15 protein-coding genes are annotated in these 12,834 nt (G+C 60.9%); 3 read left to right on the top strand and 12 right to left on the bottom strand.

Features of this window, described 5'->3' with window-relative positions; genetic code table 11:
* Positions 1-15: 15 nt before the first annotated feature.
* The 3 genes from AC06G5_RS11255 to AC06G5_RS11245 form a co-directional block, all read right to left on the bottom strand.
* Positions 16-570 carry a helix-turn-helix domain-containing protein gene (locus tag AC06G5_RS11255; protein ID WP_008021279.1) on the bottom strand — a complete coding sequence of 185 codons (555 nt, stop codon included), beginning with the start codon at positions 568-570 and terminating at the stop codon, positions 16-18.
* Between the two features lie 25 nt (positions 571-595).
* Positions 596-1,885, bottom strand: a complete 1,290-nt coding sequence (locus AC06G5_RS11250) for an NAD(P)/FAD-dependent oxidoreductase (protein WP_413705165.1) — start codon at positions 1,883-1,885, stop codon at positions 596-598.
* A 134-nt stretch (positions 1,886-2,019) separates the two neighbouring features.
* A complete protein-coding gene (locus AC06G5_RS11245) occupies positions 2,020-3,222 on the bottom strand; it encodes an NAD(P)/FAD-dependent oxidoreductase (protein WP_413428100.1) in 1,203 nt (400 codons plus the stop codon).
* A 319-nt stretch (positions 3,223-3,541) separates the two neighbouring features.
* Here AC06G5_RS11245 and AC06G5_RS11240 point away from each other — a divergent pair, with 319 nt between their 5' ends.
* Positions 3,542-4,102 carry an RrF2 family transcriptional regulator gene (locus AC06G5_RS11240; protein WP_413428101.1) on the top strand — a complete coding sequence of 187 codons (561 nt, stop codon included), beginning with the start codon at positions 3,542-3,544 and terminating at the stop codon, positions 4,100-4,102.
* Between the two features lie 56 nt (positions 4,103-4,158).
* On the opposite strand, the gene AC06G5_RS11235 is transcribed toward AC06G5_RS11240, so the two are convergent.
* Complete coding sequence (locus AC06G5_RS11235) at positions 4,159-4,494, bottom strand: hypothetical protein (RefSeq protein WP_413428102.1); 336 nt, start codon at positions 4,492-4,494, stop codon at positions 4,159-4,161.
* A 195-nt stretch (positions 4,495-4,689) separates the two neighbouring features.
* On the opposite strand from AC06G5_RS11235, the gene AC06G5_RS11230 reads away from it, so the two are divergent.
* Entirely contained in the window at positions 4,690-4,929 is a 240-nt protein-coding gene (locus tag AC06G5_RS11230) for a hypothetical protein (protein WP_085718877.1), read from the top strand.
* A 13-nt stretch (positions 4,930-4,942) separates the two neighbouring features.
* Positions 4,943-5,293, top strand: coding sequence for an osmotically-inducible lipoprotein OsmE (gene osmE / locus AC06G5_RS11225; RefSeq protein WP_413428103.1), 351 nt, complete (start codon positions 4,943-4,945; stop codon positions 5,291-5,293).
* Positions 5,294-5,444: 151 nt separating this feature from the next.
* Here the strand turns inward: osmE and AC06G5_RS11220 are convergent, their stop codons facing one another.
* The 8 genes from AC06G5_RS11220 to catA form a co-directional block, all read right to left on the bottom strand.
* Entirely contained in the window at positions 5,445-5,645 is a 201-nt protein-coding gene (locus AC06G5_RS11220; RefSeq protein WP_413428104.1) for an SPOR domain-containing protein, read from the bottom strand.
* Positions 5,646-5,762: 117 nt separating this feature from the next.
* On the bottom strand, positions 5,763-6,461 hold the full coding sequence (locus AC06G5_RS11215) for an alpha/beta hydrolase (RefSeq protein ID WP_413428105.1): 699 nt from the start codon (positions 6,459-6,461) through the stop codon (positions 5,763-5,765).
* A gap of 42 nt (positions 6,462-6,503) precedes the next feature.
* Positions 6,504-7,277 carry a 1,6-dihydroxycyclohexa-2,4-diene-1-carboxylate dehydrogenase gene (locus AC06G5_RS11210; RefSeq protein WP_413428106.1) on the bottom strand — a complete coding sequence of 258 codons (774 nt, stop codon included), beginning with the start codon at positions 7,275-7,277 and terminating at the stop codon, positions 6,504-6,506.
* A 279-nt stretch (positions 7,278-7,556) separates the two neighbouring features.
* The gene (benC, locus tag AC06G5_RS11205; RefSeq protein WP_413428882.1) at positions 7,557-8,570 is read right to left on the bottom strand and encodes a benzoate 1,2-dioxygenase electron transfer component BenC; all 1,014 of its coding nucleotides are present in this window, start codon (positions 8,568-8,570) and stop codon (positions 7,557-7,559) included.
* A gap of 10 nt (positions 8,571-8,580) precedes the next feature.
* Entirely contained in the window at positions 8,581-9,069 is a 489-nt protein-coding gene (gene benB, locus AC06G5_RS11200) for a benzoate 1,2-dioxygenase small subunit (protein ID WP_413428883.1), read from the bottom strand.
* Complete coding sequence (gene benA / locus AC06G5_RS11195; protein WP_413428884.1) at positions 9,066-10,430, bottom strand: benzoate 1,2-dioxygenase large subunit; 1,365 nt, start codon at positions 10,428-10,430, stop codon at positions 9,066-9,068. The genes benB and benA overlap by 4 nt, the downstream gene beginning before the upstream one ends.
* Positions 10,431-10,718: 288 nt before the next feature.
* The gene (locus tag AC06G5_RS11190) at positions 10,719-11,678 is read right to left on the bottom strand and encodes an AraC family transcriptional regulator (protein ID WP_413428284.1); all 960 of its coding nucleotides are present in this window, start codon (positions 11,676-11,678) and stop codon (positions 10,719-10,721) included.
* Positions 11,679-11,849: 171 nt separating this feature from the next.
* Positions 11,850-12,779, bottom strand: a complete 930-nt coding sequence (gene catA, locus AC06G5_RS11185) for a catechol 1,2-dioxygenase (RefSeq protein WP_413428285.1) — start codon at positions 12,777-12,779, stop codon at positions 11,850-11,852.
* Positions 12,780-12,834 lie beyond the last annotated feature (55 nt).

Below are 12,834 nucleotides of genomic sequence, written 5' to 3'. Positions count from 1 at the left end.
TGTTCCTTGTTGTTATCAGGTGTAAACCCAAAGCACGCGGGTCGGTTGGTCGGACAGGTTGCCGTAGCGGCAGTGCGCATGGCTGGCCAGTTGAAAGCTGTCACCGGGATGCAGGGTCACCGGTTGGTTGTCGTCGAGCCACAGGGTCAACTCCCCTTCCAGGACGTAACCGCCCTGCTCCGAGCTGTCCTTCATGTGCCGGTCGCCGCTGCTGGCACCGGGCTCAAGCCGGCTTTCGAGCATCGAGAACGAGGCGCGCATTTTTGGCGAAACGAGGATGTCGGTAATGCCGTCGGCGTAGTACAGCGTGCGGCGCTCGTCCGGGCGGGTGACCCAGGACAGGGCCATGGGTTTGGGCAGGCTGTAGAAATAGGTGGTCGGCACGCCCAGGGTTTCGCTGATGGCGGTCAGGTCCGCCACCGTCGGGCGCGACAGTCCGCGCTCGACCTGGGACAGGAAACCGACGGAGCGACCGATTTTGTCCGCCAGTTCCTTCAGGGTGTACTTCTTGTGTTTGCGCAGGTCCTGGATCAGGATCGCCAGCGCCGAGATTTCTTCTTGCATGTCCATCTTGAGGCTTCCAGAAAGTGTCGCTTCAAATACTGTCGCGCAGTCGATACCAGGCCTTGCCGATGGCTTCCAGCGGCGCGGCCAGGTATTTGCCGCCGGGAAAACTGCCGTTGTTCAGGCCCTGGTACAGGGACAGCTCGTCGGGTTGACCGAGTACCGCGTCGGACACCGCCCGCGCCGCGGCCAGCGTCGGCAGCACGCCATGCCCGGAATAGCCCTGCATCCAGTACAGGTCGCCGCGCCGTCCGATATCCGGTGTGCGCTTGAGGGTCAGGTCGATGTGTCCGCCCCAGGCAAACTCCAGTTCGACGCCCGTGAGCTGCGGAAACACGCGCTCCAGGAACGGCCGGGTCGCCGCTGCGATGTCCTTTGGCATCCCGCCCAGGTATGTGCAACCGCCACCGAACAGCAGGCGGTTATCCGGGGTGCGCCGGAAATAGTCGAGCACGAACTGGTTGTCGGTCACACACACGTTGCTCGGCAGCAGCGCGGTGGCTTGCTCCGTCGTCAGCGGCGCGGTCGCGACCTGATACGTCCCGACCGGCAACACGCAACTGGCCAGTTGCGGGTCGAGTCGATCGAGGTAAGCGTTGCACGCCAGCACCAGCACATCGGCGCGGATGCGACCGCGCTCGGTGGTCACCACAAAGCCGTCGCCCTCCTCGCCATAGCTCAGCGCCTTGCTTTGCTCATGGATGCGGCCACCGGCCCGCTCAATCGCATCTGCGAGGCCCAGGGCCAGTTTCAGCGGGTTCAAATGCCCGCCCTCGGGATCGAACAGGCCGGCCTGATAACGCTCGCTGGCGACCCACTGCGGCAAATCGCTGCGCTCGATAAATTGCAGTTTGTCATGGCCCCACTTGTGGCTCGCCTCGTCTTGCCACTCGGTCAGCAGCCCCACTCGCCGCGGCATCACCGAAGTCCAGAGATGGCCGGCGCGGTAGTCGCAATCGAATTCATGGCGACCGGGCAAATCACGCAGTTCGCGCGCGGCCCAGCGCATGCCGTCCCACAGTCGTCGCGCCCGTTCGTATCCCAGCGCCGCTTCCAGCGGTGGCATGTCGCACGACCAGCCGAGAATCGCCTGTCCGCCATTACGCCCGGACGCGGCCCAGGCCACCCGGCTGGCTTCGAGCAAGGTCACGCGCTTGCCGGCCAGCGCCAGGCGCAACGCCGTGTGCAAACCGCTGAAACCGGCCCCGATGATCAGCACTTCAGTGTCTTGCTCACCTTCCAGTGCGGCTCGATCGACCAGACGATCGGCGCAGGAATGGGCGTAGTAACTGGCGACATGCCGGGTGGATTGCTGAAACATACGGCCTCGTGAAATTTTGTATTTATAATTTCATGAAAAAATACACGGTAAATTTCACACAGGCAATCAGGGCGTAAAAAAATCCCGCTCAGGCGAACCCGAGCGGGATTTTTTCTTCAGACGCGATATTCGAATCAGGCCACGGGAATCATCGGGTCCGCCGAAGCCAATGCAGTGACACGGTCAGCCGCTGGCGGGTAGATCCACTGGGTGTTGATCTGCGTCTTCAATGCCTTGGCTTCATGCTTGACCAACTTGACCTGACGATCCCAACCCTCGGTGTAGACCGCGCCCCAGGCGCCCAGATCGAGGCAGGTCACGTATTTCGGCTGGCTGTACGGCGTCGGGTCGACACCGAGAATCTGCGCCGCGACGTTGTTACCTGCATGGCGGCCCAGGGAAATCGCGTGCTGGCAGGTCATCAAGGCGTAGTTGCCGATCTCGTCACTGGCCGCACAGGCAACGTCGCCGGTGGCGAAGATGTCGTCCTGGCCAATGACTTTCAGGTGTGCGTCGACATGCAGGCGGCCCAGGTGATCGCGTTCGGCCGGAATCTGCTCGGTCAGGGAGCTGGCGCGAACGCCGGTGGTCCAGACCACGGTCTTGGTATCGATTCGCGCACCGTCGGACAGGGTCACGCCGTTGGCATCGACCGACACGACCGAGGCTTTCAAGTGCCATTTCACGCCGGTCGCCACGCTGGCCTCGACGATCGACTCTGCGATTTGCTCACCCATCGAGCCGCCAACCTTGTCGCCGCGGTCAACGATGATCACATTGATGTCGGCACGGTCACCGAAGATGGCCCGCAGGCGGGTCGGCATTTCAGTCGCGGTTTCGATCCCGGTGAAACCGCCACCGGCCACTACCACCGTGTTGCGTGCCGTGCTTTCGGGCTGATTGGCCAGCGCCTTGAGGTGGTTTTCCAGGCGCACGGCCTGTTCGATCTGATCGACGTCGAAGGCATGTTCGGCCACGCCCGGGGTGTTCGACGAAGCCAGGCGACTGCCGGTAGCCAGAACGAGTTTGTCGTAGCTGCAGACTTGCGGGGTCCCTGCGGCATCGACATAGCCGATCTGCTTCTGCGCGACGTTGATGGTCTGCGCCGCACCCTTGATGAACCTGACCCCTACAGCATCGAACAGATCGCCAATCGGCGCGGCCAGTTGATGGGCGTTCGGCTCGTAGAAGCGCGGACGCACACGCAGTTCGGCCTGAGGAGCCAGCACGGTCACTTCAACATCGTTGTGGCCATGAATGTCGAACAGACGCGTGGCACTCAAAGCGGTCCACATGCCACCGAAACCTGCGCCGATCACCAGAATGTGCTGTTTCATTTTTAACTCCAGAGGATAAACAAGTGTTGTCGATCGTGATGGGTCACGCTCATCGGGAGCGGGCATGAGGTCGGTGTCGTTCGAAAATCGCTCACCTGTGCCGCTCGAATAACTACGACTGTATTGATCCAAGTTAAATTCTGCAACCCGTATTTTTTGATGACAGGCATCGAAAGCAACGATGCCTTCTCAGAAAAGGCTCAAGAACGCGTATGGCGCCGGCGTTTCACGCTGGAAAAGAAAATTCAGGACGCGACGATTCGTTGCCCGGCTTGCTTTCGGCTGTTAGAATTGGCGACTAATCAAGTCGGAGATCTGTATGTCTCTTTACAGCGCGGGTGTCGAGTACGGCATCCACTGCCTGCTTTTTCTCGTAGGCAATGGCGGCGACTCTCGCGAGGCGAGCGTGCGCGACCTTGCCGAACTGCAAGGCGTTCCCCTGGACTATCTGGCGAAAATCTTCACCAAACTGGCCAAAGGCAAACTGGTGGTCGCCACCGAGGGCATGCGCGGCGGCTTCAAGCTGGCCCGGCCCGCTGACGAAATAACCCTGCTGGATATCGTCAACGCCATCGACGGTCGCAAGTCGATTTTCGATTGTCGGGAGATCCGTGGCCGTTGCGCCGTGTTTGACGGTGCCCCGCCTGAATGGGCACTGGACGGTCCGTGCGCGGTCCATGGCGCAATGATGGTTGCGCAAAAACGCATGGAAGAGGCCCTCGCCCAACAGACCATCCTGGACATCGCCAGGAAGCTCGGGCGCAAAGCCCCGCCGGAATTCGGTGTAAAGGTGGAAAACTGGATGAACGAGCGCCGGGAGCGCAAAAGTGCCGCCCAGGGCAGTGAGCAACTCATCCCGACGACCGATCTTTCAGACTGACCCACACAAAAAACCGGATGCACGCCAGGCATCCGGTTTTTTTCACTCTTGCGCGCTTACAAACAGTCGCGGACGATTTGGCGCAGGTCGCCGGATTTGGCCCAGGGTGGCCCCTGATACAGCGAAATCCGGCTGCCATCCTTGTACTTCACGATATCCAGCACTTCGTCGGCCGTGATCACGCTGGGCGCGGTGATCCGATATCCGTTGGATATCGAAACCTGGGTCGTATTCGCTACTTCCTTTTGCCAGGCAGGCAACACACACGCCGCATACTCTTTTGGCGCCTTCGCGCTGTGCTTGCTGACATTCGGCTCGCCCGGAACCAGCGATGCCGGCAACGAACACCCGGCCAGCAATGCCAGCGCGACTCCCCCCATCAACATCCGCATGCTGTTTCCTTGAATTCGAAATAAGAAAATGTAGCTTGCCGTCGGCCGTACAGCCATCCCGACGATTCGGCGACTGTCATTGATATCGCTTCTCTCGGTTAGTTCCCCGACCAAAGGAAGCCCGGCTGATTCAGACGAACACAACATCCGGTAAACGGGTCTAAAATTCCGGAGTGTAGTATTCAGGAGGTCATCATGTGGCTTAACGAATCGGAACAGCAGCTTCGGCGTGATCTGCAAGGGCTTGCGTCAGATTTGCGCTGGTCGGCAGTGGAGCTTCTGCGCATAGAGGAGCAATTGCGCCTGCTCGGGAGCGAAGCCGACGCGCAAGCCGTTAAAAGACTGTGTTCTTTATTTCAGGGCGATGAAGCAAAACTGTCCGGCTATGCCGAGGAAGTGAAAGCCAAGGTCATTAGCCGCAACAAGGCTCAATAGCGGGAGCGCTGCCATGAACAGGCCTCTATTCACGCTGGTCGTTGCACTGACGGCGTTGACAGGCTGCAGCACCAACTCGATCTACCAGGACCAGCCGCTGGTTGCGAAAGTCAACACCGGCATGACTCAGGAGCAAGTCCGGCAAATCGGCGGCCAGCCCATGGCGGTCACCGATCGTACCGTCGAACCCGGTACGTGCTTTGACTACAGGCTGACTCAGGCCGGCCATCAGCAGCCGTACAACGTCAGCTTCGACGGCCGTGGCATGGTTGACCACAAGAGCTTCATGACCTGCGCGGAATGGAGCCACATGCAGCAAAAAGCCCGGGAACCCTCCCGCCCCAGCGGAGGCGGTGGCTACTAGCGCCCTCACGGATTTTGTAGGAGCGAGCCTGCTCGCGATGGACTCAAACGCGCCGAGTTTAGCCAGGAAACACGCGTTATCGTTAGCGACCATCGCGAGCAAGCTCGCTCCTACAGGCGATTACCGGCGAACCGAGGCTTCGGGCATGAGTTCATTTTGTTTGATGGCTGCCCGCTGGCCTGCCTGCACGAGCCCTGTAGCCGGGCAACGACGCGGCAAACGCCAGTGCCTCTTCCCGACTGCCAAACGAGCCAAGCCGGTCACCCTGGGTGCATACCCGCCAGGGGCCGTTGTTCACGCTGAGTACGTCGTAACCGTTCATATGCATTTTGTTCAACATCGGAACGCTCATAGTCACCTCCTCCTGGGCAGTGTTCTCAGGTTGACTTGCTTACCTTACACCCACCCTTCTGTGAAATACCGACCAGATGTCGCCATGGAAATTCCCCATTCCGGTTGCATTTGGACCTTAACCCTCGGCCAACGCCGTCGCTGCCCTGTCGATCAATGCCGCCACTTCGGCGGGCATCGACGCCAATGACGCATGGCTGGCGTTCAAGGTCAGAATCTCCCGGGCGTTGAGCCGCTCGGCCATCCATTGCTGGTTTTGCGGCGCGATCATCCGGTCTGCGCTGGAAATCTGATACCACGATGGTTTTTTCTTCCAGGCCACCTTGCTGATGACGTCACCGAAGGTCCTGGCCAGCGGCGCTTTCTGGGTGACCCCCATGACCAACCCTTCGGTCGCCGGCAGGTCCTGGCAGAAGCTTTCGTGATAGAGCTCAGGCTTGACCCACAGGTATCCATCGCTGTCGGGAGCCAGGTTGGCCGCCGCCGCAGGCAGATGCCGTTCCGTGATACTACCGGGGCTTTCACCAGCGTCCGGCGCGAAGGCGGCGATGTACACCAGCCCAACCACATTCGGCAAATCACCCGCTTCAGTGATCACCGCACCGCCATAGGAATGCCCCACCAGCAGCACCGGACCGGGCAGCTGGGCGACCATCTTGCGTGTACGCTCGGCATCCTCGGCCAGGGACGTCAGCGGCAACTCGACGGCACGAATGTGCGTGTCACCCCGGCCGAGCAATTTGACGATGACCTTGTTCCAGTGGGCAGCGCCGCCCCAAAAACCATGGACCAGCACGATCGTGGGTTTGACACTCATCATCATGTCTCCGATTGCGGATGGGGTTGTCTGTCGCTCGCGTCAGCCCTGATCGCCGCCGCCCACGGGCATGACCATGCCGGTGATATAGGACGCTTCGTCGCTGGCCAGAAACAGAATAGCCCCCGCCTGCTCATCCAGGGTGCCGTAGCGTTTCATCAAACTGCTGTCGAGGGTCTGGTCGACGATCTGCTGGTACCAGTGTTTTTCCTGCTCACTCTGCTCGGCACCGTTGCGCGGTATGCGTCGCGGCGGTGCTTCGGTGCCGCCAGGTGCAGTGGCGTTGACCCGCACACCACGACCGGCGGTTTCGAATGCCAGACAAGCGGTCAAGGCATTCACCCCACCCTTTGCCGCACCGTAGGGCACGCGGTTGAGACTGCGGGTGGCGATGGACGATACGTTGACGATCGCCCCGCTGCCCTGCTCCAGCATGAACGGCAGCGCCGCATGGCAACACCACAAGGTCGGGAACAGCGAACGGCGAACCTCGGCCTCGATCTGCGACGCTTCATAGTGCTCGAACGGCTTGGCCCAGATCGTGCCGCCGACGTTGTTGATCAACACGTCGAGGCGTCCGAATCGCTCGACGGCGGTTTGCATCACCCGGCAGCATTCCTCGTATTGCTCAAGGTCGGCGGTCAGGGCCAGAACCTGGCCGGTTGGCGCCAGGTGTTGCTGCACTTCGAACACCAGTTCGGAACGATCCACCAGGATCAGCTTCGCCCCTTCCGCGGCCATACGCTCGGCCACCCGCCGCCCGATGCCTTGGGCGGCGCCGGTGATCAGTGCGACTTTTTCGTGAAATCTGTTCATGTGTACCTCTCTTTGTCGGGCCCGATATCTGTGTACGGTTTCAATCACCCGCTCGCGAAAGCGGTGTCACGGGCAATATCAAGGTTGGATGTTCCGGCCTCTTCGCGAGCAAGCCCGCTCCCACATGCGTCCTGTGTCGGGCACGGCATTTGTGTACGACCACTACCAACTGTGGGAGCGGGCTTGCTCGCGAAAGCGGTCTAACGGGCAATATCGATGTTGAATGCTCTGGCCTCTTCGCGAGCAAGCCCGCTCCCACATTGGGTATTTGTGCGCGACTCAAGCCGCGCTGGCGGCGAATTTCTCAAAGTAAAAGTTCGCCGGCTTGATGCCTTGCTCGCCAATGTACTTGCTGACGGCCTCGACCATCGGCGGCGGGCCGCACAGGTAGACGTCGACGTCGCCATCGTTCAAATGCCCTGGCTCGATGTGCTGGGTCACGTAGCCCTTGAGCGGATGTTGGCTCTCGGGGCTGGCGACACAGGTGCTGAAGGTGAAGTTGGGGATGCGCGCGGCGAAGGCTGCCAGACGATCGAGCTCCACCAGATCGAAATCGTGGGTCACGCCGTAGATCAGATGCAGCGGGTGATCGCTGCCCTGCTCGGCGATCTTCTCCAGCATTGCGGTGAACGGCGCCAGCCCGGTGCCACCGGCCAACAGCAGCAATGGACGGCGAATGTCACGCAGGTAAAAACTGCCCAACGGTCCTGCCAGGCGCATGCTGTCGCCGGCCTTGGCCATGCCGGTGAGGAAACTGCTCATCAAGCCGCCCGGCACGTTGCGGATCAGGAAGCTGACCTCGCCATCGCGCTGCAACGAACTGAATGAATAAGCCCGGGTCTGCTCGCTGCCGGGGATCCCCAGATTCACGTATTGCCCCGGCAGGAACGCCAGCTTGCTCAAGGACTCACCCTTGATCGACAGCGCGATGGTGCTGTCGGACAACTGGCGCACGGCGCTGATGGTCGCGTCGTAACTGGCCTGGCGGGTACGACAGACTTCCGAGGACGTCGGCACCCGCACCACGCAGTCACTCCGGGCGCGCATCTGGCAGGTCAGGACAAAACCCTGCTCGGCCTCTTCGGGGCTGAGGGCGTCTTCGATGTACTCCTCGCCCAGATCATAGGTGCCAGCCTCGGCAAAACACTTGCAGGTGCCGCAGGCGCCGTCGCGGCAGTCCAGCGGGATGTTGATGCCCTGGCGATACGCGGCGTCGGCCACGGTTTCGCCGGCATTGGCGTCGATGAAACGGGTGACGCCGTCTTCAAAATTGAACGCGATGGAATGGGTCATGACGGCCGCCTCACAAGTGGTAAACATCGATGACCTGGCGAACGTAGTCGTTCTTCAGGATCACTTTCTTGGCCAGGATCAGCGGGTTTTCACCGCGCACGTCGAGGGTGTAGAAACTGCTGCCGAAATAGCTGTCGACGGTCTTGTAGCGAAAGCTCAGGGTGTGCCAGTTGAAGCGCACCTTGCACAATCCGTCGGCCTGTTCGAGCAGCTCGATGTTGCTGATGTTGTGAGACGTGCGGGTGTCCGGCACGCTGGCGCTGGAGCGCTCGGTCTTGATGCGGAAGATACGGTCTTCCAGGCCGGTGCGGTTGCCGTACCAGATCAGCGAGATTTCCCGCTGCGGGTCTTCGGTCAACTCGTCGTTGTCATCCCAGGACGGCATCCAGAACGTTGCGTCCGGGGCGTAAAGCTCCAGCCACTCGTCCCACTGCCGGTCATCGAGGTAACGGGCTTCGCGGTAGAGAAAGTCGCGCACGGTATCAAAGGAAATGCTCATTGCACGTCCTCCACGGCGATCAACTTCGACTGCTCGGCGGCCAGGGCCTTGAGCATGGTCTGCTGCCAGTACTTGTGTTGCAGCACGAACAGGCCCTCGTCTTCGGTGCGCACACCACTGAGCAGCGGATGCAGGTCGATTTCCCTGGCTGCCTCGTCGGCGCCTTCGATCCAGTGCTCAGCGCCACGGGACATGTCGTTCCAGGTGGTGACGCTGCCCTGGTAGCTGGTCTGGCAGGAGCGGAACTCTTCCAGATCGTCCGGCGTGGCCATGCCGCTGACGTTGAAGAAGTCTTCGTACTGGCGAATCCGGCTGGACCGCGCGTGGTCGCTTTCGCCTTTGGGCGCGATGCAGTAGATGGTGATTTCCGTGCGGTTGACCGAGATCGGCCGGGCGATGCGGATCTGCGAGCTGAACTGGTCCATCAGGTACACGTTGGGGTACAGGCACAGGTTGCGTGAGTTCTCGATCATCCAGTCGGCGCGGGCCTTGCCGAAGTCCTGGGCCAGTTCGTCGCGACGTTCGTACAGCGGGCGGTCCTCGGGGTTGGCCCACCGGGTCCAGAGCAACATGTGGCCCTTGTCGAAGGAATAGAAACCGCCGCCCTGCTTGGCCCAGCTGCCGGCGCTCATGGTCGGGTTTTCGTCACCGGCTTCGCGCTGTTTGCGCTGGTTCTGGGTGGCGGCGTAGTTCCAGTGCACGGAGCTGACGTGGTAGCCGTCGGCGCCGTTTTCGGCGGTGAGCTTCCAGTTGCCTTCGTAGATGTAGCTGGAAGAACCGCGCAGCACTTCCAGGCCATCGGCGGACTGGTCGACGATCATGTCGATGATCTTCGCCGACTCGCCAAGGTGCTCGACCAGCGGCAGTACATCGGCGTTGAGACTGCCGAACAGGAAGCCACGATACGACTCGAAACGCGCCACGCGGGTCAGGTCGTGGGAGCCTTCGCAGTTGAAGCTCGACGGGTAGCCGGCGTTCGCCGGGTCCTTGACCTTGAGCAGCTTGCCGGAGTTGTTGAACGTCCAGCCGTGGAACGGGCAGGTGTAGGAGCTTTTGTTGCCGGACTTGTGCCGGCACAGGGTCGCGCCGCGATGGCTGCAGGCATTGATGAACGCGTTCAGTACACCGTCCTTGTTGCGTGCGATAAAGATCGACTGACGCCCCATGGTGGTGGTGTAGAAATCGTTGATGTTGGGGATCTGGCTTTCGTGGGCCAGATACAGCCAGTTGCCTTCGAAGATGTGCTGCATCTCCAGATCGAACAACCGGGGGTCGGTGAACATCTCGCGCTTGCAGCGATAGAGGCCCTGCTCGGGATCGTCTTCAAGCAGGGAATGCAAATATTCGGGTCGCAGGGACATGGCCGCCGCCTCCATTGTTATTGTTCAGGCAGGGCCATGCTAGGACGGGGGATCAGGCTGGAATATCCGCTGGGTGCAGACCTTTATCCGTTTTGTGCAGGGGGATTTTTTGTAGAGACCAGGTTTGCCGCCATGCACATCCATCAAGACTCGGAACCTGTGGGAGCGGGCTTGCTCGCGAAGAGGGAGTGTCAGCCGGCATTGACCTTGCCTGACACACCGCCTTCGCGAGCAAGCCCGCTCCCACAGGTTTTCGAGGCGGCTGCGCAAGTCGTATGAGGGCCCCACTCAATGCCGGCGCTTGAGGGTATCCGACGGCAATTCGCCGAACTGCTTGCGGTAGCTGTCGGAGAATCGCCCCAGGTGCAGGAAGCCGTAGTCCATTGCGATTTCAGTGACGTTGCGCACGTTGCAGGTCGGGTCGCTGAGGCAGGCGTTGACGCGTTCCAGGCGTTTCTGGCGGATGTAGTTTTTCGGTGTGGTGCTCGCGTTGCGTTCGAACAGGCCATACAACGAGCGCAGGCTCATGCTGGCCTGGCGCGCCAGCTCTTCGCTGTCGATGTCCTGCTTGAGATTCCTGGCAATGTAATCGGCAATCGCTTCGAACGTGGCGGCCTGCGAGCCGATTTCGAGGCGGCTGACGTTGGTTTTCATCAGGCTCAGCATCTTGCTGACGATGATCTGCGCGTAATGTTCCTGCACCCGGGGAATCTGCTCGGTGGCCTCGGCCTCCTGGCAAATCATCGCCAGCAGGCCGACAAAACCTTCCAGTTCATTGAGCTGATAACGGTTCTCCAGGAACCGTACGCCCTGCCCCGGATATCGCCAGCGCTGCTCGTTGCAGACAGATTCGAGCAATGAAGTGGGGACTTTGAGGATGAATTTTTCGCAGTCGTCCGAGTACGTCAGGTCGACCGGATCGTCGGGGTTGATCAGCAGCAACTCGCCGGGGGCGAAGTAATGCTCCTGCCCGTGACCGCGCCACAGGCAATTGCCCTGCAACAACACTTGCAAGTGATAGATGCTTTCCAGCGCGCCCGAGGTGACGCGAACGCTGCCGCCGTAGCTGATGCGGCACAGGTCGAGGCTGGCGAACTTTCGATGATTGAGGCTGGCCAGCGGGCGCCCGGCCCGGGGCATCAGGATGCAATGATTACCGACATGCTGATTGACGTAGCCCGACACCGCGTAGGGGTCGGCGTGGTCGAATACGGCGCTGCGCTGACTCAACAGTTGCGCTTGCATCATCGGGTCACTCTCGTTTTTGTTATCGGTTGCGTCGATCCATTCTAGAACCGAACCCTCTGTAGGAGCGAGCTTGCTCGCGATGGACTTGAGAACGCCGCGGGGAATCAGGCACCCAGCGTCATCGTTAACGTCCATCGCGAGCAGGCTCGCTCCTACAGGGGATCGGGACAATCAGTCCTCGAGTGCGCGGACCCGTTCGTGGCGCTGTTGTTCCTCGGGCTGGGCGGACGACTGCAGGGTGAAGTCGAAGTCGATTTCGGCAAAGCGACCGCTCACGCCATGGGCCGCCGCGCGCTGCTGATCGTCGCTGAAGGTGATTTTGGCGATCAACTCGTCACGGGTGGCGTAGGCGAAATCGTCGTGCAGGTACTGATCACCGTCGAGGTTGATCTGGGTCGTCAGGTGGCGGTGATCCGGCGCGGAAATGAAGAAGTGCACATGCGCCGGGCGCTGGCCATGACGGCCCAGTTGATCGAGCAGTTGCTGGGTCGGACCGTCCGGCGGGCAGCCGTAGCCCGACGGCACGATGCTGCGCAAACGATAGCGGCCTTCGGAGTCGGTCACGATACGGCGACGCAGGTTGAATTCCGATTGCGTGGTATCGAAGTACGAGTAGGTGCCACCGGTATTGGCGTGCCAGACGTCGACGACGGCGCCGGCCAGGGGCTCGCCAGCGGTGTTGAACACGCGGCCTTGCATGAACAGGGTCACACCCGGATCGACGCCATCGTCGAGGCGCGCTTCGCCGACCGACAGCGGCGCGCCCGCCACGTACAGCGGGCCTTCGATGGTTCGCGGCGTGCCGCCGGACTTGCCGGCCTGTTCGTCTTCGGCGTCCATCAGCAGGTCGAGGTAATGCTCCAGACCGAGACCGGCCACCACCAGCCCGGCCTCCTGGCGCGCACCTAGCACGTTGAGGTAGTTGACGGCTTTCCAGAATTCTTCCGGGGTCACCGCCAGGTCTTCGATGATGTTCACCGAGTCACGCAGGATGCGGTAGACCAGCGCCTTGGTCCGTGGGTTGCCGGCGTCATTGAGCAGGCCGCTGGCCTCTTCGAGAAATTTCTGGACTTCGGCAGTGTGGGAAATCTTGACGTTCATTTTGCAGGGTTCCTCATCTTGTAATTATTAGCGTAGCGAACTGAACAGGCTGGGC

The sequence above is a fragment of the Pseudomonas sp. WT-JTC genome, from assembly GCF_056711565.1.
This window is presented reverse-complemented; position numbering and strand designations above follow the sequence as displayed.

Coding starts and splice junctions, on each gene's coding strand:
- AC06G5_RS11240 (WP_413428101.1), top strand. CDS start 3,542: ATGTCTCTTTACAGCGCGGGTGTCGAGTACGGCATCCACTGCCTGCTT.
- AC06G5_RS11215 (WP_413428105.1), bottom strand. CDS start 6,461: ATGAGTGTCAAACCCACGATCGTGCTGGTCCATGGTTTTTGGGGCGGC.
- AC06G5_RS11190 (WP_413428284.1), bottom strand. CDS start 11,678: ATGATGCAAGCGCAACTGTTGAGTCAGCGCAGCGCCGTATTCGACCAC.
- AC06G5_RS11210 (WP_413428106.1), bottom strand. CDS start 7,277: ATGAACAGATTTCACGAAAAAGTCGCACTGATCACCGGCGCCGCCCAA.
- AC06G5_RS11245 (WP_413428100.1), bottom strand. CDS start 3,222: ATGAAACAGCACATTCTGGTGATCGGCGCAGGTTTCGGTGGCATGTGG.
- AC06G5_RS11255 (WP_008021279.1), bottom strand. CDS start 570: ATGGACATGCAAGAAGAAATCTCGGCGCTGGCGATCCTGATCCAGGAC.
- osmE (WP_413428103.1), top strand. CDS start 4,943: ATGAACAGGCCTCTATTCACGCTGGTCGTTGCACTGACGGCGTTGACA.
- benC (WP_413428882.1), bottom strand. CDS start 8,570: ATGACCCATTCCATCGCGTTCAATTTTGAAGACGGCGTCACCCGTTTC.
- AC06G5_RS11250 (WP_413705165.1), bottom strand. CDS start 1,885: ATGTTTCAGCAATCCACCCGGCATGTCGCCAGTTACTACGCCCATTCC.
- AC06G5_RS11220 (WP_413428104.1), bottom strand. CDS start 5,645: ATGAGCGTTCCGATGTTGAACAAAATGCATATGAACGGTTACGACGTA.
- AC06G5_RS11235 (WP_413428102.1), bottom strand. CDS start 4,494: ATGCGGATGTTGATGGGGGGAGTCGCGCTGGCATTGCTGGCCGGGTGT.
- AC06G5_RS11230 (WP_085718877.1), top strand. CDS start 4,690: ATGTGGCTTAACGAATCGGAACAGCAGCTTCGGCGTGATCTGCAAGGG.
- catA (WP_413428285.1), bottom strand. CDS start 12,779: ATGAACGTCAAGATTTCCCACACTGCCGAAGTCCAGAAATTTCTCGAA.
- benA (WP_413428884.1), bottom strand. CDS start 10,430: ATGTCCCTGCGACCCGAATATTTGCATTCCCTGCTTGAAGACGATCCC.
- benB (WP_413428883.1), bottom strand. CDS start 9,069: ATGAGCATTTCCTTTGATACCGTGCGCGACTTTCTCTACCGCGAAGCC.